Annotated in this window: 27 protein-coding genes; 12 read left to right on the top strand and 15 right to left on the bottom strand. The window is 55.3% G+C overall.

All coding sequences use genetic code 11. The annotated features are described in order from the left end of the window. Positions 1–16 precede the first annotated feature (16 nt). Positions 17–760 (bottom strand): alpha/beta fold hydrolase, encoded by a 744-nt coding sequence (locus ACIQW9_RS12820; protein WP_402337451.1) that lies wholly within the window; start codon positions 758–760, stop codon positions 17–19. A 157-nt stretch (positions 761–917) separates the two neighbouring features. Between ACIQW9_RS12820 and ACIQW9_RS12815 the strand changes: the two genes are divergently transcribed. Further along, positions 918–1,667 carry a GntR family transcriptional regulator gene (locus tag ACIQW9_RS12815; protein WP_402337448.1) on the top strand — a complete coding sequence of 250 codons (750 nt, stop codon included), beginning with the start codon at positions 918–920 and terminating at the stop codon, positions 1,665–1,667. A gap of 59 nt (positions 1,668–1,726) precedes the next feature. Here ACIQW9_RS12815 and ACIQW9_RS12810 read toward each other — a convergent pair whose 3' ends face one another. Next, positions 1,727–2,545: a sterol desaturase family protein gene (locus tag ACIQW9_RS12810; protein WP_402337445.1), complete on the bottom strand. Its 819-nt coding sequence runs from the start codon at positions 2,543–2,545 to the stop codon at positions 1,727–1,729. 319 nt (positions 2,546–2,864) lie between these two features. Between ACIQW9_RS12810 and ACIQW9_RS12805 the strand changes: the two genes are divergently transcribed. Beyond that, on the top strand, positions 2,865–3,626 hold the full coding sequence (locus ACIQW9_RS12805; protein ID WP_402337442.1) for a TerC family protein: 762 nt from the start codon (positions 2,865–2,867) through the stop codon (positions 3,624–3,626). A 116-nt stretch (positions 3,627–3,742) separates the two neighbouring features. Here the strand turns inward: ACIQW9_RS12805 and ACIQW9_RS12800 are convergent, their stop codons facing one another. Next, a complete protein-coding gene (locus ACIQW9_RS12800; RefSeq protein ID WP_402337439.1) occupies positions 3,743–4,315 on the bottom strand; it encodes a DUF2062 domain-containing protein in 573 nt (190 codons plus the stop codon). Positions 4,316–4,473: 158 nt separating this feature from the next. Then, entirely contained in the window at positions 4,474–6,159 is a 1,686-nt protein-coding gene (locus ACIQW9_RS12795; RefSeq protein WP_402337436.1) for a SulP family inorganic anion transporter, read from the bottom strand. Positions 6,160–6,290: 131 nt separating this feature from the next. Between ACIQW9_RS12795 and ACIQW9_RS12790 the strand changes: the two genes are divergently transcribed. Beyond that, entirely contained in the window at positions 6,291–6,506 is a 216-nt protein-coding gene (locus ACIQW9_RS12790; RefSeq protein ID WP_402337433.1) for a DUF3717 domain-containing protein, read from the top strand. A gap of 15 nt (positions 6,507–6,521) precedes the next feature. Here ACIQW9_RS12790 and ACIQW9_RS12785 read toward each other — a convergent pair whose 3' ends face one another. Next, on the bottom strand, positions 6,522–8,048 hold the full coding sequence (locus ACIQW9_RS12785) for a DUF4080 domain-containing protein (RefSeq protein WP_402338036.1): 1,527 nt from the start codon (positions 8,046–8,048) through the stop codon (positions 6,522–6,524). 257 nt (positions 8,049–8,305) lie between these two features. Here ACIQW9_RS12785 and ACIQW9_RS12780 point away from each other — a divergent pair, with 257 nt between their 5' ends. Continuing rightward, positions 8,306–9,079 carry a M15 family metallopeptidase gene (locus ACIQW9_RS12780; RefSeq protein ID WP_402337430.1) on the top strand — a complete coding sequence of 258 codons (774 nt, stop codon included), beginning with the start codon at positions 8,306–8,308 and terminating at the stop codon, positions 9,077–9,079. A 147-nt stretch (positions 9,080–9,226) separates the two neighbouring features. Continuing rightward, on the top strand, positions 9,227–10,192 hold the full coding sequence (corA, locus tag ACIQW9_RS12775; RefSeq protein WP_402337427.1) for a magnesium/cobalt transporter CorA: 966 nt from the start codon (positions 9,227–9,229) through the stop codon (positions 10,190–10,192). A gap of 88 nt (positions 10,193–10,280) precedes the next feature. Here corA and ACIQW9_RS12770 read toward each other — a convergent pair whose 3' ends face one another. Next, positions 10,281–11,906, bottom strand: coding sequence for an NAD(P)/FAD-dependent oxidoreductase (locus ACIQW9_RS12770; RefSeq protein WP_402337424.1), 1,626 nt, complete (start codon positions 11,904–11,906; stop codon positions 10,281–10,283). A gap of 423 nt (positions 11,907–12,329) precedes the next feature. On the opposite strand from ACIQW9_RS12770, the gene ACIQW9_RS12765 reads away from it, so the two are divergent. The 3 genes from ACIQW9_RS12765 to ACIQW9_RS12755 all read left to right on the top strand — a co-directional run bounded on the left by ACIQW9_RS12765 (position 12,330) and on the right by ACIQW9_RS12755 (position 15,464). Then, positions 12,330–12,830, top strand: a complete 501-nt coding sequence (locus ACIQW9_RS12765) for a chemotaxis protein CheW (RefSeq protein ID WP_011869661.1) — start codon at positions 12,330–12,332, stop codon at positions 12,828–12,830. A gap of 97 nt (positions 12,831–12,927) precedes the next feature. Then, a complete protein-coding gene (locus tag ACIQW9_RS12760) occupies positions 12,928–14,637 on the top strand; it encodes a methyl-accepting chemotaxis protein (RefSeq protein ID WP_402337420.1) in 1,710 nt (569 codons plus the stop codon). 296 nt (positions 14,638–14,933) lie between these two features. After that, the gene (locus tag ACIQW9_RS12755) at positions 14,934–15,464 is read left to right on the top strand and encodes an SET domain-containing protein (protein ID WP_402337417.1); all 531 of its coding nucleotides are present in this window, start codon (positions 14,934–14,936) and stop codon (positions 15,462–15,464) included. Positions 15,465–15,504: 40 nt separating this feature from the next. Here ACIQW9_RS12755 and sugE read toward each other — a convergent pair whose 3' ends face one another. Together sugE and ACIQW9_RS12745 are read right to left on the bottom strand one after the other, a co-directional pair. Continuing rightward, positions 15,505–15,825 (bottom strand): quaternary ammonium compound efflux SMR transporter SugE, encoded by a 321-nt coding sequence (gene sugE / locus ACIQW9_RS12750; protein ID WP_402337414.1) that lies wholly within the window; start codon positions 15,823–15,825, stop codon positions 15,505–15,507. Positions 15,826–16,433: 608 nt separating this feature from the next. After that, entirely contained in the window at positions 16,434–17,006 is a 573-nt protein-coding gene (locus tag ACIQW9_RS12745) for a DNA-3-methyladenine glycosylase I (RefSeq protein ID WP_402337411.1), read from the bottom strand. 236 nt (positions 17,007–17,242) lie between these two features. Between ACIQW9_RS12745 and ACIQW9_RS12740 the strand changes: the two genes are divergently transcribed. Next, positions 17,243–18,496, top strand: coding sequence for a TIGR03862 family flavoprotein (locus ACIQW9_RS12740; protein ID WP_402337408.1), 1,254 nt, complete (start codon positions 17,243–17,245; stop codon positions 18,494–18,496). 9 nt (positions 18,497–18,505) lie between these two features. Here ACIQW9_RS12740 and ACIQW9_RS12735 read toward each other — a convergent pair whose 3' ends face one another. Beyond that, the gene (locus ACIQW9_RS12735; RefSeq protein ID WP_402337405.1) at positions 18,506–19,519 is read right to left on the bottom strand and encodes an AI-2E family transporter; all 1,014 of its coding nucleotides are present in this window, start codon (positions 19,517–19,519) and stop codon (positions 18,506–18,508) included. Positions 19,520–19,545: 26 nt separating this feature from the next. Beyond that, positions 19,546–20,010 (bottom strand): CreA family protein, encoded by a 465-nt coding sequence (locus tag ACIQW9_RS12730; RefSeq protein WP_402338033.1) that lies wholly within the window; start codon positions 20,008–20,010, stop codon positions 19,546–19,548. Between the two features lie 187 nt (positions 20,011–20,197). Here ACIQW9_RS12730 and ACIQW9_RS12725 point away from each other — a divergent pair, with 187 nt between their 5' ends. Continuing rightward, entirely contained in the window at positions 20,198–20,500 is a 303-nt protein-coding gene (locus tag ACIQW9_RS12725) for an antibiotic biosynthesis monooxygenase family protein (protein ID WP_402337402.1), read from the top strand. 98 nt (positions 20,501–20,598) lie between these two features. Here the strand turns inward: ACIQW9_RS12725 and ACIQW9_RS12720 are convergent, their stop codons facing one another. The 5 genes from ACIQW9_RS12720 to ACIQW9_RS12700 all read right to left on the bottom strand — a co-directional run bounded on the left by ACIQW9_RS12720 (position 20,599) and on the right by ACIQW9_RS12700 (position 23,338). Then, positions 20,599–20,937, bottom strand: a complete 339-nt coding sequence (locus tag ACIQW9_RS12720) for a DUF3144 domain-containing protein (RefSeq protein WP_402337399.1) — start codon at positions 20,935–20,937, stop codon at positions 20,599–20,601. Positions 20,938–21,132: 195 nt separating this feature from the next. Next, on the bottom strand, positions 21,133–21,585 hold the full coding sequence (locus ACIQW9_RS12715; protein ID WP_402337396.1) for a thioesterase domain-containing protein: 453 nt from the start codon (positions 21,583–21,585) through the stop codon (positions 21,133–21,135). A 30-nt stretch (positions 21,586–21,615) separates the two neighbouring features. Continuing rightward, a complete protein-coding gene (locus ACIQW9_RS12710) occupies positions 21,616–22,173 on the bottom strand; it encodes a DUF1003 domain-containing protein (RefSeq protein WP_402337393.1) in 558 nt (185 codons plus the stop codon). A gap of 52 nt (positions 22,174–22,225) precedes the next feature. After that, the gene (locus tag ACIQW9_RS12705) at positions 22,226–22,645 is read right to left on the bottom strand and encodes a VOC family protein (RefSeq protein ID WP_402337391.1); all 420 of its coding nucleotides are present in this window, start codon (positions 22,643–22,645) and stop codon (positions 22,226–22,228) included. Between the two features lie 60 nt (positions 22,646–22,705). Continuing rightward, the gene (locus tag ACIQW9_RS12700; protein ID WP_402337388.1) at positions 22,706–23,338 is read right to left on the bottom strand and encodes a DUF2238 domain-containing protein; all 633 of its coding nucleotides are present in this window, start codon (positions 23,336–23,338) and stop codon (positions 22,706–22,708) included. A 204-nt stretch (positions 23,339–23,542) separates the two neighbouring features. Between ACIQW9_RS12700 and ACIQW9_RS12695 the strand changes: the two genes are divergently transcribed. Beyond that, positions 23,543–23,941: a DUF2946 domain-containing protein gene (locus tag ACIQW9_RS12695; RefSeq protein WP_402337385.1), complete on the top strand. Its 399-nt coding sequence runs from the start codon at positions 23,543–23,545 to the stop codon at positions 23,939–23,941. A gap of 84 nt (positions 23,942–24,025) precedes the next feature. Further along, positions 24,026–24,250 carry a hypothetical protein gene (locus ACIQW9_RS12690; RefSeq protein WP_402337382.1) on the top strand — a complete coding sequence of 75 codons (225 nt, stop codon included), beginning with the start codon at positions 24,026–24,028 and terminating at the stop codon, positions 24,248–24,250. The last annotated feature ends 35 nt before the right edge of the window (positions 24,251–24,285 follow it).

Genomic DNA, 24,285 nt, shown 5'->3' with positions numbered 1-24,285 from the left:
GGAAACTCCGGATAAATTAAAAATTGGAAAGGAAAGCGCGCATTTCTTCTGCCACGCGTGCGGTGTTCTGGGTCAGGATGCTATGCGCGCCGCCATCGATCATGCGCAGTTGCCCATGCGGCAGCGAGTGCGCAAGCAACTGCGCATGCGACCACGGCGAGTCTTCATCGGCACTGCCATGCACAATCAGTGCCGGCACATCGATCGTCGGCAGCAGCGTGCGCTGATCGGAATGACGGATCGCCTGCCAGGTCCAGGCCACCGCATCGCGGTCGGCAGGATTGATCAGCGCGAGCCGTTGCTCGCGTGCCGCGATTTCCTGCAGCAAGGCATCGTGCCCGGTTTCATTGAACCAGCTCGTCTGTTGCAATACCGGGCTGCCGGACATCAGAATCAGGCCGCGCGGCACAGGCATGCCCCGGGCCTTCAGTTGAGCATACACAGCCAGTGAAACTGACACACCCATGCTCCAGCCGGCCAGCACGTAATTAGGCTTGCCGGTCTCAGGCGTACTGACCTGCTGTGCAATCACCGCCACGATGTCGTCGGCAAATTTTTCCAGCGTGTAATCGGCACTGCCGGTTCCGCGATAGGCAGCGGCGCGCCCGCGCAAATTCGGCAGCACCCAGCGCACCTCATCGCCCAACGCATCCGCGACTGGCTGCCAACTGGCGCGTGTGCCCTGGATTCCATGCACTGCCACGATTGTCAGCTCTGCGCTTCCGCGACAAATGACGTCCAACTTTTCACTTCCCGGCATCGGAACTCCATTGAAAATTATTCATACAAGACATATATAAGATGCATTACAGTATGCAAAGTATCTTTTCACCCACTTCAGGCACTGCTAAGCATTTAATAACAGCAGCCATATACAATCGCTATTTGCACTTCGCCTGACGACATAACAAACCAATATGACCTCGAATCCAAAAACGGCGCGCAAACCCGTTGCCACAGCCAAGAAATCCAGAACGGCGAAAGCACCTGCCGTCAAAAAAACCATGCAAGACATGGCCGAGCCCAAGGTCAAATTGACCGATATCGCCTACGAACAGATCGAAGAGGCGATCATCACCTTGCGCATTCCGCCCGGCTCGGTGGTATCCGAACTGACGCTGAGCGAAATGCTCAGCATCGGCCGTACTCCGATACGTGAAGCAATCCAGCGCCTGGCGCGTGAACACCTGCTGCTGGTGCTCCCGCAACGCGGCTTGCTGATTCCAGAAATTGATCTGAAAAAACAGCTCAAACTGCTGGAGACCCGACGCGAAGTCGAACGCCTGATCTGCAAGAGCGCCGCGCGCCGCGCCACTACGGAAGAGCGCGTCGCATTTGCGCGCCTGCACGATGAATTCATGCACGCCTCGTCCACCAATGACGATGTCAGCTTCATGCGCTCGGATCGCGAGTTCAATGAACTGTCACTGATTGCCGCACGCAATGAATTTGCCGAAGGTGCAATGCGCCTGATGCACGGACTCTCGCGTCGCTTCTGGTACTTCCACTACAAGCAGGCAGCAGATCTGCCTGAAATGGCACGCCTGCATGCAACGGTTGCCGGCGCCATCGCCAAGGGCGATGTCAAGCAGGCGGGCGAAGGACTCGATCGCCTGCTCGACAATATCGAAACCTTCACCAAGGCGACACTGCTGTCCGACATGTAACTTACTCAGGCAAACACGACAAATGCCGGGCAATGCCCGGCATTTTTATTTCAGCAGAATTACAGAACCAGACTGCGATCCAGTGCTTCTTGCTCGTCTTTCGTCAACTTCGGTCCATCGGTAGTATCACCAGTTTCTTCATAGCGGAAGCGCTTGATGATCGGCTTCAACTCTTCCTTGATGTGCTTTTCGCTATAACCGTTGAACAGGTGGCCAAGCAAGCCGCGACGCAAATCGGTAGTACCCATGGCCCAGTCGGCGATCGGAAAGGTCAGGTTCATGTTGTACTTCATCATGATGCCGAGATTGTGATGCGCGGTGTGATGACGGCGTATCGTGTTGATGAACGGCATGTTGCGCACAAACCAGTTCTCATGCACGTGGCAGCAGTAGTGGAATGTTTCGTAAATCAGGTATTGCGCGACCATCGTCATGAAAACAATGTAACCGGCGTTCGGATTGAAAATCTGCGTGGCAATCCAGCCCAGAACAAAGCCGCCAACACCCAGCGTCGCCAGTACGCGCCACGGAAAGAACACGATGCGGAATTCGCGCGTGGTATCGATGGTGGCTTCGTTATCGGTAAAGTACTGGTGATGCTGGCGTGTATGCCGTTCGTAAATTGCACGCAAGGCGTACACGTCGATACGACGGTGCATGACAAAACGGTGCATGCCCCATTCGACGAGGTTACCGGCCAAAAACACCGGGATGGCGAGCATCCATTCCCAGGTCACACCGTTCAATTTGGTCGAGCAGTACCACAGTGCGGCGATACCGACGCCGTACATCACCGTAATATGCAGCAGACCGTTATATAGCGGACTGATATCCGCTTTGTACTCTTCGCGGAATTTCCGCTGGCGTTCACTCATCATGATGAATTTCTCCTGGGCTATGATGGTTATCTGTATTGTGTATGACTGATATATTAGTCATATTGTTTTTGAGTGTCAAGCAGCCTGGATGCGCTGTTGCGCGCTTGCAGCACGTTTAAAACGCTGCGGCCGATGCCGCGTACATGACTGAAGCAATGCCGGAAAGGGGCGGATTATTGAACACCGGCATATTTGTTGCCGCAAATCCTCTTGACCCGATTTAAAATACATAAAAATAGCGGCCTGCTTCGGCTCGCATTACGGTCTCACCGCTGTCGCCTTGCCTTTGCTGTACCACCAAGATCACTGGAGACTGAATATGCTCGAGCTTTTGTCCGACCCGCAAATCTGGATGGCCTTTATTACGCTGACCGCACTTGAACTGGTGCTGGGCATCGACAACATCATTTTCATTTCCATCCTGGTCGACAAGCTGCCCCTAGAACGGCGCGAGTTCGCGCGCAAGCTGGGCCTGTTCATCGCCATGTTCATGCGTATAGGCTTGCTGATGGTGCTGGCGTGGATCATCGGCCTGGTCGAACCCTTGTTCACCGTGCTGGATCAGGAAATCTCAGGGCGGGATCTGATATTGATAGGCGGCGGGCTATTCCTGATATGGAAAAGCACCGTCGAAATCCACCAATCGCTGGAAGGTGCAGAAGGCCACACGTCCAGCGCGGTGCAAGCCACGTTCACTGCCGTGATTCTGCAGATCATGGTGGTGGATATGGTGTTTTCGCTGGATTCCATCATCACCGCGGTGGGCATGGTCGATCACATCGAAGTGATGGTGGCGGCAGTGATCGCCTCGGTCGGCCTGATGATGGTGTTTGCCGGCCCGATCGGGCGCTTCGTGTCGCGCCATCCGTCCATCAAGATACTGGCGCTGGCATTCCTGGTTGCGATTGGCGTGGTACTGCTCGCCGAAGGATTCGGCCACCACGTTCCAAAAGGATATATCTATAGCGCGATGGCGTTTGCCCTGATCGTGGAAGTGATCAATATCCGCATGCGCGCGCGCGCTGCTGCCAAACCCGTGCATTTGCATGCGCCTTATGCAAACGAACAAAAAAACGAGTGAGAAGATAAAAAGCAAATGCAGGAAGTGAAAAGGGGCGGCATCTGTTTATGGATGCCGCCCCTTTTTTACACTCTTTTTCTGTCAAGCAGTCACCCGTTTTGAGGCGGGCTAGCTGCTCAGTCTGCACACTTGCGCGACCCTCGTTTGTGCCAGCGGTAGCGCGCCTGCAAGTGCCAGATCACATTCACCAGTGCATATCCGGTCAGCGCCGACACCACCGCGATGATGGCCAGGCCTGTCATCAACTCCGGGCCGACGGTTTGTATCCAGGCAATCAGCTTGTCGTGCCAATGACTGACTTCGCCCTGCTCGTTGACGACTTTATCAAACATGCCCCGACCCAGCGATGCACCAGCGGCAACTTCATCCGATCCAATCACGAAATTACCCAGCCGGTAGGCGGCGTAATAAAGCGGAGGCACGGTAAACGGATTGGTCACAAACGTGGCGAATGCTGCGATCGGCAAATTAACCCGCGTCAGAATCGCACCTATCGTTCCGAACAATATTTGCGCGAATGGAATCAGGATGCCGACCAGCAAGCCCACTGCCAGGCCGCCTGCCACGCTGCGTCGATTGAACTGCCAGAGAAAATGATGATGCAGATAGCGGCTGAACGGCTTCAGGAAGCGGTTTTGCTGAATGCTTTCAGAGGTCGGAATGTGCTTGAAGAAACGGCTGCGGCGCATGCGGTTACTACCCCTTTTGTAGGTTAAACATCTTCACAAGCATGCTGTCTGCCAGGCAATATGGCGAAAAACAGGACACCGGCATGTATGCGCCATTCTGACGTCGGCAATACTACACGCAGAAGATGATTATTTGCAAAACCGGAGTAGAACCCGGCTCAGCGAACCGCAGCCAGCGCTGCGATGGCTTCGCGATCCGTCATGAAAATATGTTCCGGCGACAAGCCTCTCAGCCAGCCCGCACCTTCCAGCACATCCCACACCTGCTTCTTGATCGCCGAAACATAGAGATCGATGCCCATGCTTTTCAAGGTGATCTGCAAGGATTCCAGCGTATCGACGCCGGTTGCATCGATATCGTTGACTGAGCCGACGCACAGCAACAGACGCGTGATCTGCGGATCGCGGCTGCATTGCTCAACCACAAAACGATCCAGCACGCCGCCAGTCAGGAAATTCAGCGCGGCATCGATGCGCACCACCAGCAAATCGTCCGCCAGACGCGGCAGATGGAAGCGCTGGCGGTCGCGCAAGGTGCCGTCTGCATGCTGACTGACTTCTATGATGCGCGGCTGCATATGCCGATAAAGATAGGACACCATCGTCAGCGTGATGCCTACCATTACGCCCCAGTGCAGGCGCGGCATGGCGGCGATGGTGACCGCGAAAGTGACCACAGCAATCGCGCCATCGTCGCGCGAAATGGAAAACAGTCGCTTGAAAGCGCCGAAATCGAACAGGCCGAACACCGGCATGATGATCAGTGCGGCCAATACCGAACGCGGCACGTAATACAGCATATCGGTAAAGAACAGCAGGCATACCAGCACGCAAATCAATGTGAACAAGGTCGCCCATGCACTGGTTGCGCCGGCATACAGATTGAGCGCCGAACGCGAAAACGAGCCGCTGACCGGAAACGCGCCGGAAAATCCGCTCGCCACTTTTGCCAGACCCTGACCTATCAGCTCCTGATTTTCATCCCATCGTTCGCGCCGCTTGCGCGCCAGTACGCGGCAGCTCGACATCGCTTCGGTAAAACTGATCAATGCCAGCACCAGACCAGCCGACCACAATTCGCGGTGCTGCTCGAATGAAATCGCCGACGGCAACACCAGCGGTGGCAAACCCCGGGCAATGTCGCCCACCACTTCACCGCCGGCCGCCGCATATCCAAACGCCCAACTAAGCGCAGTCGCCAGTATCGTCACGAACAGAATGGTGGGAAAGCGCGGGAAAAACCGCTTGCCGAGCACCAGCAGCAACAGGGTGCCGCCACCGAATGCCGTCGTTATCAGCATATGCGATGGCGCTGCGCCAACGCGCTCGAGCACCTGCAGCGGATGGCTGTTGAAAATATCGGCGATGCCTAGCAGCGTAGGCAATTGCGACATCATGATGATGATCGCCGCCGCGTTGATAAAGCCGACGATCACCGGCTGCGACACCAGATTGCTCAGACGGCCAAGGCGAAATGCGCCCAATAAAAACTGTATCCCGCCGGAATAGATGGACAACCAGATCGCCAGCGCCACCCATTGCTCGGAAGCCGGCACCGCCAGCGGCGATAGCGAGCCGAATACCAGCAGACTCGACAGCGCTGCCGGCCCCACCGCGAGCAGGGCAGACGAGCCCCACAACACACCGACCAGGCTGGGAATCAGCGCCGCATACAAACCGGTCGCTGCCGGCATACCGGCCAGTGTGGCGTAGGCGACGGCCTGCGGAATCAGCACCATGCCGACGCTGAGGCCGGCCCAGGCGTCGCTTTTCAGTGTGGCTAGCGTCGGTCGTGGCCAGCGCAGGAAAGGGAAAAAGCGTTTGATATCGAAAGCAGAATTCATGGGAAACAAAACAATTTTCAGGGTAAGGCACACATCAAAACAAGGAATACGGATAGGGCAGCTTGTCGTCCTGCAACACCGCCTGGCAACACCATCCTTTACCGCTACCGCGCCGCGCGTACAATAGCGCGATGGATATCACGCTGCCAGAACTCGAACAGGTCATCAATTACTGGCGCATGCAATGCCCGTCGACCGGCGAAGAGCGCGCCTTGTCGCCGGAAGTAAATGGGCTGGCAAAACTGTATGCGCTGATGATTTTTCATCGCCAGAAATCCATCCCGCTGGAAGCGCTGGACCCGGCGTGCCTGCAACTGATAGAAGGCTGGCGCAAGCAGCTTGCATAAACCATCCGACGGCAATCAAGCCGTCATATGCCGTGCCTGACGTTGCGGCGCAGCGGCTTTCTTCTCCGCCGTCTTTTCAGCTTTCTTCAAGGCTTGCGTCTTCAGCTTGGTATTGGCTTGCCCGGCGTAATCGCTGCGCAACACCGCCGCCGCCTGCTCTTCATCCATCCCTTCGCTGACCAGCCATTGCGCCACCAATACCGCCAGACGTTCCAGCGCAATCCGGTTGGTGGCATCGGTAGTCGCATACAACCAGTTCGACAGTCGCATGAAATTGGCGAACGGCGAAGCGGACAAAGGACTGTTCAATATCAGCGGCAGCGTATGTGCGAAGCGGCCCGAGTTGGCGACCAGATCCCAGTAGCGCGCAAAACGCACTAGTTGCTGCATCGCATTGAAGTCTATGCGGTCGGTCGCCAGTATCGTGTACGGCGGATGCGGATCGAACACCATGCCGTATTGTTCGGTATGGCGAATGATGGGCGTACCGCGCAGGCGTTTCAGGATGCCGAACTGGATTTCATGCGGCTGCAATTCCAGCAGGCGATCGAAGCCGCGCGCAAAGCTGGCAATATCTTCGCCCGGCAGGCCGGCAATCAAATCGACATGCAAATGCGCATGCGAGTGCTCGCACAGCCAGCGGATGTTTTCTGCGGCCTTTTCATTATTCTGCTTGCGGCTGACCAGCGCCTGTACTTCCGGATTGAAACTCTGAATGCCGATTTCAAACTGCAGCGTGCCAGCCGGAAATTTCATGATGCCTTCCTTCAAGGCATCCGGCAGATGATCGGGCACCACTTCAAAGTGCGCGAATACCGGATCTTGTGGATTGGCTTCCAGCTTGTCGAGGAAGAACTGCATGATCTTCAAACTGGTCTTGATATTCAGATTGAAGGTGCGATCGACGAACTTGAACAGCCGTGCGCCGCGCGCATGCAGCGTTTCCAGTTCGCCGAGAAACTGTTCGATATCGAAAGGCCACGCGGTTTTATCCAGCGCAGACAGGCAGAATTCGCATTTGAACGGACAGCCGCGCGACGCTTCCACGTACAGCGTACGATGCGCAATATCTTCATCGGTGTACAACTGATACGGCATCGTCAGTTCCGCCAGTGGCGGCTGCACACCGGCATGGATTTTCATCAGCGGCTTGGGGCCGTACAGTATCTGTTTACACAAAGCGGGAAACGTGACATCGCCCCAACCGGTGACCAGGTAATCGGCCAGTTGGACTATGCTTTGCTCGTTCGATTCGTGGGACACTTCCGGCCCGCCCAGCACGATCACGACTTCCGGCGCCACGCGCTTGAGTAATGCGACCAGCTTGGTGGTTTCTTCGACGTTCCAGATATAGACGCCGAAGCCGATGATGCGCGGCTGATGCGCGAGCAGCTTTTCGACCATGTCGGTCGGTCGCGCACCAATCACGAATTCCTGCAATTGCGTCACACCTTGCAGTTCGCCCATGTTTGCCAGCAGACAACGCAAACCCAGCGATGCGTGCGTGTAACGGGCGTTGAGTGTGGAAAGCAGTATGGTCATTGAAACGGTAGCAGTAAGGGAAGCGCCCATTCTACGCCGCCCGGCCTGAAAATCGGTCGGTTTGCGCACACCAGAGCACTGTCTCTTCCTATAATGGCAACTCTTTCGCGCTGCACATGCTCATTCAGCGCGATTCATTTCAAAAAGAACAATTCATGCCCTCTTTATCGATATCTTCATTATTTCGATTCGCCGGATCCTGCCTGCTGATGTTTGCTGCAATGACAAGCCATGCAGAAAATGCACGCCCCGCATCAATGGCTATCGCCGAAGTCGATCCGGGCATGTGTCAGGCCATGCGCGATGCCGACGTGCTGCACAAAAACGCGCCGGTCAGTTGTGCGCAACTGCGCGTCGTGCATTTTTCCTACCTGGGATTGGACGGCAAGGTACACGACGACGGCGCGGTGATGGTCATGGCGGCGCTGGCTGATCATGTGCAGGCCATCTTCACTACACTGCTGCAAAGAAAATTTGCGCTCGCCGGGGCGCAGTTGATGCAGCATTATCGCGGTGACGATCTGGCCGCGATGCGCGCCAACAATACCTCCGCCTTCAACGACCGTGCGATCATCAATGGCGGTGCACCCTCGCTGCATGCCTACGGCGCCGCCATCGATATCAACCCGATCCAGAATCCGTTCGTGCAATTTGAGGATGCCGGCAAAGTGAGCTATTCGCCTGCTGCCGGCAGCGCCTATGCCAATCGGCTCGCCATGCGACCGGGCAAAGCCGCACGCAAGGGAATGGCGGAAGAAGTGGTGGACGTATTTGCCGAACACGGCTTCCTGATCTGGGGCGGCGACTGGGATGCACCTATCGATTACCAGCACTTTCAGATCAGCCGCACATTGGCCAAACGCCTAGCTGCCTTGCCGGTCGCGCAGGCAAAGATTGTTTTCAATGATTACGTGAAAAATTACCGCCGCTGCGCAGGAACGAAAAAAACGGCGGCAGGTCTGGAAAACAGCAGGCTTGCAAAAACAAACACCGTCAAAGCAGCATGCATCAGCGCCGCCGACAAACCATGATGCCCTTTAACTACTGGCTTGCAGGCATGCCGATCGCATTTTGTGCCCATGTTCCGCACCGAACGCTTGACGAACAGGCCGCTGGCGCGTGTACACTCGCGCATCGACGACTGATCAAAGTCGCACCCATTCCGGAGATTGTTGCCCATGCTTATCAACTGCGTTGCCTATCAGGACGGCAATAAATTATCCGATATCTCGATCGAGGAAATCAGCGACTACCTGAAGCGGCCCAACTGCTTTGTATGGGTAGCGCTGAAAGATGCCGAACCGGCCGAACTCGAACAGATGCAGGAAGAATTCAATCTGCATGATTTGGCGGTTGAAGATGCGATGAAGGGCCATCAACGCCCCAAGGTTGAAGAATATGGTGACTCGCTATTTGTCGTGGTAAAAACGGCTGAAATGGTCGAAGGCACCGTGCATATCGGCGAACTCGATATTTTCGTCGGCCCCAACTATGTTCTGTCGGTGCGCAACCGCAGCGCCCAGGGTTTTCTCGGTGTGCGCGCACGCTGCGAGCAGGAGCCGGAACAATTGCGCAAAGGCTCGGCCTTCGTCCTGTATGCATTGATGGATGCAGTAGTGGATCGCTACTTCCCGGTGGTCGAGGCGCTGGAAAGCGAACTGGAACTGATCGAAGCCAAAATCTTCCACAAGGGTTCGCAGCGCGCCAACATCGAACGCTTGTACGAACTCAAGCGTGAAGTTGTCATGCTCAAGCATGTGGTCGCACCGCTGATGGAATCCGTCGGCAAACTCTATGGCGGGCGTGTTCCCAGTCTGTGTGAGAGCACGCGCGATTATTTCCGCGATGTCGGCGATCATCTGTATCGCATCAATGCCTTGGCCGATGCCTTCCGCGAAACCATCGTTACCGCGATTCAGGTCAATCTGTCGATGGTCACGATTGAAGAAAGTGAAGTGAACAAGCGCCTCGCTGCATGGGCGGCAATTTTTGCGGTGGCCACTGCCTTCTTCGGTTTGTGGGGGATGAACTTTAAATTCATGCCGGAACTGGGCTGGAAGTACGGTTACCCGGTTTCCGTCCTGATGGTCGCTGGCGTATGCGGCTATCTTTACTATCGCTTCCGAAAATCGGGCTGGCTGTAGATTGACTGCTTCGGCACGAGCATGCCTGAAATAAGAAACGCCGCAATATGCGGCGTTTCTTATTGGTGACACTTATTGCTTCACTTCCTTACTTCGTCGTGCCGCGCTTCACGCCGTCCAGCATGCTGAGCGCCAACGCTTCCGCCACGCGTATGCCATCGATCGCCGCCGACATGATGCCGCCTGCGTAACCAGCTCCTTCACCGGCCGGGAACAAGCCGCGCGTATTGATGCTTTGCAAATCGTCGTCATTGCGCTTGATGCTGACAGGCGAAGACGTGCGTGTTTCCACGCCGGTCAGCACCGCATCGTTCATCGAAAATCCCTTGATCTGTTTTTCAAACTCCGGCAATGCTTCGCGGATCGCATCAATCACATACGTTGGCAAGGAAGGATTCAAGTCGCCGAGTTTGACGCCTGGTTTGTATGAGGGCAGCACGGAGCCGAATGCGGTTGATGGCCGGTTCGCAATGAAGTCGCCGACCAGTTGGCCGGGCGCATCGTAATTGCCGCCGCCCAGTTCAAACGCGCGCTCCTCCCATTGCCGCTGGAATTCCATGCCGGCCAAAGGATCGCCCGGATAATCTTTCGGCGTAATACCGACCACGATGCCGGCGTTGGCATTGCGTTCGTTGCGTGAATACTGGCTCATGCCATTGGTCACCAGGCGACCCGGTTCCGATGCGGCAGCCACCACTGTGCCGCCCGGACACATGCAAAAGCTGTAGACCGAACGACCATTGCTGGCGTGATAGACAAGTTTGTAATCCGCTGCGCCCAAAGCCGGATGACCTGCGTTCGGCCCCAGACGACAGGCATCGATCAGCGATTGCGGATGCTCGATGCGAAAGCCGATCGAAAACGGTTTCGGCTCGAGATAAATGCCGCGTGCATGCAGCATCTGGAAGGTGTCGCGTGCACTGTGCCCTATCGCGAGCACGACGTGATCGGTGTCGATGTGGCTGCCGTCTGCCAGCTTGAGGCCGCACACCTTGCCATCTGCTATCTCGATATCGTCGACCTTGCTCTCGAAGCGAAATTCGCCGCCCAATTGCTTGATCGTTTCGCGCATCAGTTCAACCATCTTCACCAGGCGGAAGGTACCGATGTGCGGTTTGCTGACGTACATGATTTCTTCCGGTGCATCGGCTTTGACAAATTCCATAAGCACTTTGCGGCCGTAATGCTTGGGATCTTTCACCTGGCTCCACAGCTTGCCATCGGAAAAAGTACCCGCGCCGCCTTCACCGAATTGCACATTCGATTCCGGATTCAGTTCGCGTTTGCGCCACAGGCCGAAAGTATCCTTGGTGCGCTCGCGCACCTCTTTTCCGCGCTCCAGAATAATCGGGCGAAAACCCATTTGCGCCAGAACCAGTGCAGCAAAAATGCCGCAAGGGCCGAAGCCGATCACGACCGGACGCATGCTCAGATCGGCAGGCGCCTGCGCAACAAAATGGTAGCTGGTGTCGGGCGCAATGGTGACGTGACGATTGCCTTGCAGGCGCTTAGCCGTTTTTTCTTCATTGCGCACTTCTACATCGAGCGTGTAGACCATGATGATCGCGTTTTTCTTGCGCGCATCGTAACCGCGACGAAATACCGTATGGCTGATCAGGTCGTCGGCATCAATGCCGAGGCGCGCGATGATCGCAACCAGCAGGTCGTCTTCGGTATGGTCTAAGGGGAGTTGAACGTCAGTGAGTCGCAGCATGCTAGGTTCCAGCCAACCCTGTAAAAATCATCTGCCGCCAGGGTTGTCTCAGTCGGCAGCGCGCTATTTTACTCTACGCATTTTATTCAAATGGAGAACATAGGGAAATCGCCTGTACACGGCAAAAAACAGCGGTATCAATCACGGATGACTAGACTTGGCGGCTTGAAATTTTACAGTTGTCTCATCGACATGAAAATAACAGCCTCATCACACTAATTTCTCCCGTGACAACGATGCTTTGTCCTCTACGCAACGCATTCATTTCTAAATTTCCATATAAGCACCTATCGCATTGACTGCCGGAAACTATTTGTTTATGGTAAATGAGAGCACAGCAGGCTTATACAAAAATATTTGTGCCCACGACAAGCAAAAAGAGACGTTCCTAGAACGCGTAACAGAGACCGAAAAGGAGTGCACATGAACGCAGTTGCGCACAACGCACAATCTGTCATCAATGCAGCAGGAAGCACGCTGGAATTCTTGTCCTTCACTCTGGGCAAGGAAGAGTACGGCATCTCGATTCAAAAGGTACAGGAGTTGCGTGGTTACGATACCGTCACGCGCATCGCCAACGCACCCGAGTTCATCAAAGGCGTAGTCAATCTGCGCGGCATCATCGTCCCCATCATCGACATGCGCATCAAGTTCAAGCTCGGTACACCGAGCTATGACCAGTTCACCGTCGTCGTGATTCTCCATCTCGAAAACCATGTCGTCGGCATGGTGGTGGACAGCGTATCGGACGTCATCACATTGACGCCGGAACAAATCAAACCGCCGCCGGAAATGAATAGTGCCCTTGCCACCGATTATCTGCTCGGTCTGGGGACCGTCGATGAACGCATGCTGATACTCATCGATATCGAAAAATTGATGTCCGGCGCGGACATGGGTTTGGCGGAACGCAGCCCCGCCTGACGCTACTCGCCGTCACCTCACTCAGCACCCGCGCCACCCGGCGAGGAAATTGTATTCCTCCGATTGCAGTTATTCACCTGTTTGCTTTGAGACCGTCATGTTAAAAAATATAACTATAAAATCCCTGCTTTTATTCGTCATGGGCATACTCTCCCTCCTGCTGATAGCAACCGGCATTCTGGGATTGACCTCGCTCGACACAACCAACAAGGCATTGAGAAGCGTGTACGAGGATCGTACTGTGCCTATCGGGCAATTGAATACCGTCATCACGCTATCGACCATCAATCAACTCGATCTCGCTGCATCGATTTACGGCGACCCCGGCCTGGTTATCCCGAAGATGGATGCGATTGAAAAACACTCGAAGGAAATCAATCAGGCTTTCGATGCTTTCATGAGCAGCACTTTGACGCCGGAAGCGAAAGTGCTGGCAGATAAGTTTGCCGTCGACCGCAAGATTTTCCTCGAAAAAGCACTGCAGCCGGCAATCGCCGCCTCGCGCGGCGGCAATGTATTGCGCGTGACCGAAATCGTCAACGGGCCGATGGAAGAGTTGATCACACCGGTGCGCGCCGGCGTCGCCGCATTGATCGATTTGGAATTGCGTGAAGCAAAAAAAGCATTCGAGGAATCGCAGACGCGCTTTGTCATGGTGCGCAATATTTCGATAGGCGCCATCATCTTCGGCGTACTGCTGGCCGCTTTTATGGCGTTTTGGCTGATTCGCCTGATCGCACGCCCTCTGCATGAAGCAGTGCAGATTGCCCGCAGCGTCGCAGCCGGCGATCTGACGCAGCAAATCAATGTGAACTCCACCAATGAAACCGGACAGTTGCTGCAGGCACTCAAGGACATGAACGACAGTTTATCCAAAACCGTCAGCGCAGTGCGTCGTGGCACTGAAACCATCACCGTCGCATCGGGTGAAATTGCCTCCGGCAATGCCGATCTCTCCAGCCGTACCGAAGCACAGGCCGGATCGCTGGAAGAAACTGCCAGCTCGATGGAAGAACTGACGTCAACCGTACGCCAGAATGCCGACAATGCGCGACAAGCCAATCAACTGGTCGTGTCCGCTACCGAAGTCGCCGTCAAGGGTGGCAGCGTGGTCAGCGAAGTGGTAACCACCATGGGTTCGATCAAGGACAGCTCGCGCAAGATCGTCGATATCATCGGCGTCATCGACAGTATTGCTTTCCAGACCAATATTCTGGCCTTGAATGCCGCAGTGGAAGCGGCGCGTGCCGGTGAGCAGGGGCGCGGCTTTGCGGTGGTCGCCAGCGAAGTGCGCAATCTGGCGCAACGCAGTGCCGGCGCCGCCAAGGAAATCAAGGCATTGATCGATGACTCCGTGCATAAGGTCGATGCGGGCAGCAAGCTGGTCGACCAGGCTGGTAGCACGATGCAAGAGATCGTCACTTCAGTCAAACATGTGGCCGACATCATGAGCGAAATCACTTCGGCCAGCCAGGAACAGAGCGATGGCATCGAACAGGTCAATCAGGCGATCAGCCAGATGGATGAAATGACACAGCAAAACGCGGCACTGGTCGAACAAGCTGCGGCAGCAGCGCAAAGCATGCAGGATCAGGCGGTTGAACTGTCTGGCGCTGTCGCCACCTTCAAGCTCGACCCTGACAGCGCCGGGTCAGCATCGACCAAGCGTGCCGCACCAGCCTTGCAGGCGGCCAAACCGGCTACCACACCCAGAGCACTGACTGCCGCGCCGCATAAACAGCTGGAAACCAAACCACAAAAACCGATCACCGCCGACAAGAGCGGCGACGACTGGGAAGAATTTTAAGCAGAAAACCGCAGGGCGAATCAGGGAGAACAAGTAACGGCGCGCCTGATCAGTGCAATCGCTACTCGATGCATGCAAGTCGGCACACCCGGCTTGCATGCATTTTTATTACCCGCCCGTGATTTGGTCTGCAATATGCTCACGGCCTGCCGGCCGCGTCGATAAACATCGTCAGGCAATTGTCCTTGCGCCGGTATTGATAGACAATAGCGCGCCGGCAGGTGGAATACTTCTTGTGCATGGCTGTCGGCTCCAGACCTCCTGAAAACACGCATTCTTTTGTCACTGAACTAAACATGACCTCATCGAGCAAGAGCAAAACCGTAGCCGCGTCAGACAAACCAGCATTCATCGTCAGAAATTCACCGATACACGGCCGCGGCGTTTTTGCCACGCGCAACATTCCGGCCGACACGCTGTTGATCGAATACGAAGGCGAACGCATCAGCGACAAAGAGGCGGCCAAACGTCACGGCACCGATCCGGAAAATCCGTATCACACCTTCTTTTTCAGCCTCGAAAGCGGCAAGATGATTGATGGCGGCGTCGATGGCAGCGATGCGCGCTGGATCAATCACGCATGTGAACCGAACTGCGAAGCGCGCGAAGAAAAAAAACGCGTCTATATTTACACTCTGCGCGATATCAAACGCGGCGAGGAATTCAATTACGATTACGGCCTGGTGGTCGACGAGCGTCAAACCAAGGTCTTGAAAAAGGCCTACGAATGCCGTTGCGGCGCCGCAAGCTGCCGGCACACGATGCTGGCGCCAAAAGTTAGAAAGTCAGTTAAAAAGCCGAGCAAGAAGAAAGACAAGAAGGATTGATGCAGAGGGCGGACGCAAGGCGCGTCCGCCGCCAAGGCGATCAAGTCGGGCTGAAAACCTTCAATCCGATGATCCCCGCCACGATCAGCAGTATGCAGATCACGCGCACCACTGAAGCCGCTTCACCCAGCAACACCATTCCCAGGATGACGGTACCTACGGTGCCTATGCCGGTCCAGACCGCATAGGCAGTTCCCACCGGCAGCGATTTCATCGCCAATCCCAGCAACACGACGCTGATCAGCATCGCGACTAGCGTACCGACCGTCGGCCACAAACGCGTAAAACCGTCCGTATATTTGAGTCCGATGGCCCAGCCTATTTCAAACAGGCCGGCAATTACAAGAATAAGCCAAGGCATAGTTTTGTTTCTCCACATTGCCGAGGCCGTCCTCGATTGATGATGGAGCGGTGAGGTCGTCCTCACGTCCTTGTTCCAGATTGATGCGCGGGCCGGGAAGGATGCGATGTGTTAACGATGCGCAAGCAGATTTTAGCAAACATCGCATTATCCGGCAGGGTTGCCCGGAAAATGACCGGCAAGACCGTGATCGCTGGAAGATTACCGCGTCGCAATACGCCATATTCACACTGCAAATATCTGATATCAGAAAAGGAAATTGGTGCGCCGCGACAAAAGTACATATAATTCATTTGTCTCCTCTATGTCTCCTCCTTTGATATAGATTCAGCCCGCCTTCTTGTGCGGGCTTTTTTTTGCCCGTCCGATCCGGAGCCCGAATTTTACGCAAACCGGTGTGCAACAACAAGTCATAAGACCCTGGCGCATATTTTCAATATGATATTCACAAATCGAATATCCGATATCAGAAATGGAAATTGGCTTTGCTAAAGGCAGCGCCCTATACTTCACCTGTCTCCTCTATGTCTCCTCCTTTGATATAGATTTAGCCCGCCTTCTTGTGCGGGCTTTTTTTTGCCCGCGAACAAGCCAGCCCGCGCCCACGCTTATATCCTGGGTGCCCGATAACAGAAGCAGTCCTGCGCGTGATCATTCACCATGCCGATCGCCTGCATATAGGCGTAGATGATCGTCGAGCCGACAAACTTGAAGCCGCGCTTGGCCAGATCTTTGGACAATTGATCCGACAAAGGTGTCTTGGCCGGCGTTTCATTGATGCTCGCACGCGTATTCAAAATCGGCTTGCCATCCACATAAGCCCATAAAAATGCATCCAGGCTGCCGACGTCTTCGCACAAGCGCAGATAAGCCTGGGCGTTATTGATCGTGGCCGCCACTTTCAGGCGATTGCGTACGATGCCGGGATTGGCCAGCAACGCGGCCACTTTCTCCGCGTCATAAGCGGCGATCTTTCTGGCATCCCACTGATCGAAGGCGGCGCGATAGTTTTCGCGCTTGTTGAGTATGGTCACCCAGCTAAGACCGGCCTGTGCGCCTTCCAGATTCAGCATTTCAAACAGGCGCGTTTCATCGTGGCAGGGTACGCCCCATTCTTCATCGTGATATTTGAGATACAGCGGATTGGCTGGATTGGCCCAGCTGCAGCGAGCAAGCGTCATGTTTGAAATGTTCCGAAAAAGTGGCGGCGACAAGCGGATATTATCGCCGATACGGTCTTGCGAAATAAACATGCTGCATGAACAAGCTGTTTATTCGCTTGTACAAATTTCCACCTTGATCAAGAATGGCGCCTTCCATACAGGATGACGCAAGCATGGCATCCATCCGCATCTGAAGCGGAATGCCACGCACCTTGTTGCCTGTCTTTGCACGTACTTACAGCCAGCCCCTGCTTATGTCTGATCACGCACTATCCTCACGCAAAGTCGCCGTCATTGGCGGTGGCCCGGCCGGCCTGATGGCTGCAGAAATGCTGATTTCGCACGGCATGGCAGTGGATGTATACGACGCCATGCCTTCGGTCGGCCGCAAATTCCTGCTGGCCGGCAAAGGCGGAATGAATCTGACGCATACCGAAGCAGGTGCAGCCTTCCTGTCGCGCTACGGTAGCCGCGCGCCGCAGATCGCTCCCATGTTGCAAACCTTCGATCCGGATGCGCTGCGTGCATGGGCGCATGAACTCGGCATAGAGACCTTTGTCGGCTCGTCGGGACGCGTCTTTCCAAACGATATGAAAGCCGCGCCGCTGTTGCGCGCATGGCTGAAGCGCCTGCGCGATGCCGGCGTCAAATTTCACATGCGTCATCGCTGGCTGGGATGGGACGAGACAGGCCATCTGCGTTTCGCCACGCCGGAAGGCGAGCACAAGCGGCAGGCCGATGCGACGATACTGGCGCTGGGCGGCGGCAGCTGGGCGCGACTGGGCTCCGATGGCGCATGGCTGCCATTGCTGGCGCAACACGGGATTGCGGCGGCACCGCTGAAACCGGCCAACTGCGGCTTCGATATCGGCTGGAGTGCGCATTTTCAGGGGCGCTTCGCCGGCCAGCCCGTCAAGGCGGTCATTGCCAGTTGCCTTGCTGTTGATGACAGCGAATACAAACGGCAGGGCGAATTTGTCGTCACCGCCACAGGTATTGAAGGCAGCCTGATCTATGCCTTGTCGGCACACTTGCGCGAACAGATCATCCGGCAAGGTTATGCAACGCTGACGCTGGATCTCGCACCCGGCAAAACTTTCGAGCGCGTACTTGACGAAGTTTCCCAGCCGCGCGGCGCGCGTTCCATGGCCAGTCATTTGCAAAGCAAGGTCGGCATTGCCGGCGTGAAGGCGGGGTTGTTGCGCGAAGTGGTGGCGAAAGAGGATTACGCACATCCGCACAAACTGGCACAGGCCATCAAGGGCTTGCCGCTGCAGCTAGTTGCAGCACGTCCGCTGGATGAAGCCATCAGCAGTGCCGGCGGCGTGCTGTTTGAAGCGCTGGACGAACGCCTGATGGCGCCCGCCATGCCCGGCGTATTTTGCGCCGGCGAAATGCTGGATTGGGAAGCGCCAACGGGCGGCTATCTACTCAGCGCCTGTTTTGCCAGCGGGCGCACCGCCGGTCTGGGTGCTGCGGCATGGCTGCAAGCCAAAGATCCGCAATAAATCTACGCTTCAGACCAGACCGCGACTGCTCAATTCCTTCTTGATGTAGGCATAAAACACCGGCGCTGCCACCACGCCGGGGATGCCGAATATCGACTCCATCACCAGCATCGCCGTCAGCAACTCCCAGGTACGCGCATCGATGTGATGACCGATGATTTTCGCATTCAGGAAATATTCCAGCTTGTGTATCGTCATCAGGAACAGCAATGATCCGAATGCGGTATGCAGCGAATGCGACAGACCGATGATCACCAGTATGGTGTTTGAAATCAGATTGCCGATCACCGGCAGCAAGCCGACGAGGAAAGTCACCACGACCATCGTCTTGCGCAAGGGCAGCTCGATGCCGGCCAGCGGCAGAATCACAATCAGGTAAATACCGGTCAACACCGCATTGATGGCAGCAATACGTACCTGTGCAAACACGATATTGCGGAACGCCTCATGCAGGACCACGACGCGCACATGCAGTGCAGCGGCCAGCGGTTTATAGCTGCGCGTGGTCGTGGTGTCGTACAGCGCAGCCATCGCACCGATGATCATGCCGATCAGAATATGCGCCAATATACGGCCCGCCTCACTGCCCATGGAGCGCGCTTCCAGCGCATGTGCACGCAACCAGCCGGTAAGCGTGTCGCGCAAGGCCTCTGCATCAACCGGAATATAGGTGGCCATCCACGCCGGAATCTGGCTACGCGAAGCTTCCAGAATATCGGCCATTTTTTGCAGCAGCACCGAGATTCTGCCGGCATCGCTTTGCAGAAAGCGGAAAGCCCCCCAGATTCCCACCGTCAGTGCCGCCACAATGAGGCAACTCAACAAAGCCACCGCCACTACCTGCGCCCGTCGTCCGACCAGCTTCTTGCCCAGCTTGGGCGCCAGCAACTGCACCAGCGAATACACGAGTAAACCGGAGAAAAGTGCCGCCAGCAAACCCTGATGCATGACGAGCAGCAGGGCTGCAGCCGCCAGAACATAGGAAGCGATGACAATGGTATTGAATTTGGCGGAAGCGAGCATGAATGAACCGGGTAAGGGTGAGCGGATTATTTTTTCAAGGGAATCGGGTTGCTACGCGGTACCGGCACCGCTGTCACGCCGTTTTTCGGACTGCCTTCAATCAGCCTGTCGGAATAGGTCAGATACACTAGTGTATTACGCAACGGATCGACCACGCGCACAATATGCAGGCGCTTGAATACGATCGATTGACGTTCGGAAAATACTTCTTCCTGCCGCGGCAGCTTAGCGGTGAAACGCAGCGTATCGCCTACCTGCCGGCACGCTATAGACGCATCCGCCGTGTCTTCGGCCAGACCGACCGTGCCGCTGATACCACCGGTACGCGCGCGCGAAACGTAACACGACACACCCTCTACCTTCGGATCGTCGTAGGCTTCGATGACGATGCGATCATTCTTGCCGAGAAAACGGAAGACCGTACTAACTTCACCGATTTCTTCTGCATGCAAGGGCAACACCGGCCAGGCAAGCGCGATGGCTGTCAGCATGATTACGCTAAAATTTTTCTGCATGGGCTTCTCCGGTTATTACAGCCAACTTTTACAGCCAACTTAACACGATCAGACGCTGTCTCTGCTGCCGGATGCGCAAAGATACGCGCACAGCAGACAGCGGATGCGGCATGCGGGACAAAATGCAATAATTCCGCATTCAAAACTTTTACAGGGACCCAACATGATTCTCGAACTCGTCGACATTCGCATCCAGCCGGGCAAGCAAACCGAATTTGACGCCGCCGTGCAACGCGGCCTGGAACAAGTCATCGCCAAGGCCAAAGGCTACAAACAGCACGTGATCAACAAATGCATAGAAACACCTGAGCGTTACGTGATCCAGATTTACTGGGAAACACTGGAAAATCACACTGTCGATTTCCGTGAATCGCCGGCATTCCAGGAATGGCGCGCAATTGTCGGCCCATACTTCGCCGCACCGCCAACTGTTGAACATTTCAATCTGCTGTCCAAATCGGCCTGAACCGTCAGTCCATTCCAGGCGGATGTAAAAAAGCCTCCATGCTGCGGCAATCGCAGATCGAGGCTTTTTTACGTCCCGTGCGTATTACAGCTTCAGGCTTATTTCTTTTCCGGATGATAGCTTTGGAAATTTTCCGCATAATCGCGGAAATTTTCACGCAGCATCTTTTCATACTCGGTACGGAAATACGCAACCGCACCCTCTATCTGATCCTTGAAGGTCGCTTCCGATGGCGCATCGCCGGACGCGACAAACGCGCCGAAGCGGGCGCTCGCGTACATCATTGATGCACATACCTGGCCGGCTGCCGCGCCTTTGGAATTTTCATTCGCAAGCTGGATAAAGGTATCGGCCATATCCCAGAATTTTTGATTCGGATCCGGCGGTGCCGGCGGTTTTCTGGAAATGTCTTTGGCCTTGAAATTGTCGTCGCTCATGATGAAAGTATTGAATGAAAAATGATGAAATCAGGATTGCAGCCTATCCGCACTGTCTGACCGAAGCGGCAGTACAGAGTGGTGTACATGGCACTGCATTTTGCGTTTGCAGCACTATAGCGCAAAAATGCCATCGCCCACACCTGCTCCGGCCATCTGCCTGTCACGATGACTGCATATGAAATCAGGTCCGAATCAGGTCGCTGCAGGCGCCAGCGCAACAAACTCGCCTTGCAGGCATCCTGCTTGCCGGCCCTCGTACTCCAGCACCGAAGTGACGGAAATACGAGCCCGCCCCCTGCGCTCGAAAGTGCGCACGAAGCGTTGCCAGGCGGCCGGCTCGGCGATGGTCGCGCGCGCCGTAAAAGTGCCGCTGATCGGCAATTCATACTGCATGGTGTTAGCTTGAATCACGAGCTGGCTCTTGATGCCGGCAGTATTGAGCCGTACATGCAGCAGCGACCATGCGGCAAGTATCGCCACTGCGGAAGCGCTGCCGCCGAATACGGTTTCCTGATGATTGATATTCGGCGCCAGTGGCGCAGACAGAATAACTGCATCCGGCTGCACGCTTAGCACCTCTACCTGCATCGCTCTGGATAAGGGAATGTGATCGTACAGATATTGTTGCACTGCCTGTTCGTTCAATGACTGTCCTTTCATGCCCGGAAAAAAGACTCAATTGCGCTGGTTTTTTTGTTCGTTCAGGCTAGTCAGCATGGCCAGCTGTTCCTTTTGCAGATCCAGCAGCGTGCTCCATTGCCCTTCTCGCAGCATATCTATTTTTTCATGCAAGAGCATGATCTCCAGTTCCGCTTTCAAGTTCACTTCGTAATCGTGCTGTGCGTTCAAGCGGTCTTTTTCAGCCTGCCGGTTTTGCGACATCAGGATGACAGGTGCCTGTATCGCCGCCAGCATCGACAAGACCAGATTCAGCAAAATATAAGGGTAGGGATCAAAGGCCTTGTCATAGTGCAGCAAAACCAGGGAATTCAGACTTATCCATACCAGCATCGTGGCAGCAAACAAGCCGATGAAAATCCAGGAGCCGCCAAACGCGGCGACCGCATCGGCGGCGCGCTGACCGCGACTGGCCTTTGCAGCATAATCCTTGTCGGTATTGCGCGCGATATGGGTACGTCCAACCATATGGTGCATGACCTTGCGTGCACTCTCATCCAGCTCGTCGTAAGAGACGCCAAACAATTTTCTGGCTGCAGCGTCGTGCTTATGCATAGTCGGTTCCTGTTGTATGGAGTGCGGGATTCATGCGGATATCATGCGCGCATCACCAGGGATCGTAGGTGCCGATGTTCCATAGCCGGCCTTCCAGGTCGAGGCAGCTGAAGCCGCGGCCGCCGTAATCCTCGAATTTGATCTCGATCACGATCTTCGCACCCGCAGCCTTCGCCCGTGCATAAACCACATCTGCATCGTCCACAATCAGATACGAGCTCTGCGTTTCCACACCGCCGATTTCATCCGGCTGCCTGATCAGCTTGCCCCATTCGCTTTCCGGGCTGACCGAGCCGATCATGATCATGCCCTTGCCGGATGTCAGTTGCGCATGCGCGATGCTGCCGTCCGGATTGGCATAGACCGCCTGTTTTTCAAAACCGAACGTGTCGCACAGCCACGCAATCGCAGCCGGTGCATCGCGGTAACGCAGGCAGGGAATAATGCGGGACTGGGTATTTTCCGTAATCATGTTGAACGCCTCCTGTGCAATCGAACATCGTGGCGAATGCCAACCATTGATGCGACAGCATCAATTTTCAACAGTTCCGGGCGACTCCTCGAATTGCCTGAGCTGCCGGTTATGCAAGCCGGCCAGCAACACCATGGCCACCGTCGCACCGAGAAATGCCATCCACATATCGGATTGGGTGTCCCATTGATCGCCTTGCGTACCAAGAAACTCATCTGCGCCCTGACCCATGATCAGCGCGGCCCACCATTCGATCAACTCATACCAGGCGCTAATCGCCATCGCAACGCAGATCGACAGGAAGGCCAGCATTTTCTGGCCGGATACATATTTGCCACGCAGCAGAATTTCCTTCGCTACCAACGCCGGCACCAACCCCTGCCAGAAGTGACCCAGCTTGTCGTAGGGGTTGCGCGCCAGCGATAACAGATCCTGCACCCAGTTACCGACCGGCACGCGCGCATACGTATAAGTACCGCCGCCGATCAGGATCAGTGCATGAATGAAAATCAGACAGTACAACAGATTCGTCAGCGGAAAGCGCCGGTAAGTATAGGCAAGCAGCGGCAGCGCAATCAGTACCGGCATCACCTCCATCAGCCATGTCAGTCTGTCGAAAGGGTGGATCGCGGACACCGCAAGCGCAATGACGATCAAGGCTGCAGCAAGCAGCAGGCCGTTTTCTTGTTTCATGGCGGAAGGGTTTGTATTCATAGGGCCGGATTACCGATCAAGTGTATGTATGTTGCGCTGCAGGATGCCGGGACAGCTACTGTTGCCGCTCATGCTACCCATTCCAGCGCAGCCCAACTATAATACGCTGTGAAATAATGGCTCAGTGCCGTGCACAGCACGGCTTCCGCAAGTGAATAAATTTTTATCCAATAACGCTCCGTAATGAGAATGACAAAAGCCAAGCATCAGTTTGCTGTCTGGATCGCATGTTTTGCGATTCTGATGGCATCGCTTGCGCCTTCCATTTCTCACGCCGTTGCTGCCGCCCAAGGCGCTCCGAACGCATGGATGGAAATTTGTACCGTCGCCGGCAGCAAGATGGTGATGGTTGATGCCGAACAAAGCCAAAAAGCACCAGCCACCAATGAGCAGGCCGTGCATTTCGAACACTGCCCGTTTTGCCTGAGCCACGCCGGCACCATCGGCTTGCCACCTGCAGCTGATTTTGTCATGCCGGTCGTCAGTGGCGACCACGTTCTCCCTTCCCTGTTCTACCAGTCGTCGCGCCCGCTGTTTGCATGGGCCGTGGCGCAACCGCGCGCTCCTCCCGCTTTTTCCTGATCGTTGCCGAGTACCGATAGTCACGCTTGCTGATAGCAGGCGCTCGTCTGTCGGCGTGCCTTCATCTCGAAACAGGAGCTTGCCATGTCTACCCGACGCAAGTTTGTCATTGCCCTTAATGTCATCGCCATTCTGATTGCAGCGCTGTCGTACAGCATGCATCGTTCTGCCGTATTGCAAACCAAAACGTCCTTTCCCGCGGTTGAAATGCAGCTCATCCCGCTGCAGACCCTGACCGATACGCGCCATCCTGGCTGCGCTCCGTCATGCGTCGTCATCAGCCGCTCCGCCCTCGGCATCACGCGCTGATCCGGCGCATCGCACTTCAATTAATCAAGGAAAAC

This window comes from Herminiimonas sp. NPDC097707 (assembly GCF_044761395.1).
Taxonomy (GTDB): domain Bacteria; phylum Pseudomonadota; class Gammaproteobacteria; order Burkholderiales; family Burkholderiaceae_D; genus Oxalicibacterium.
This window is presented reverse-complemented; position numbering and strand designations above follow the sequence as displayed.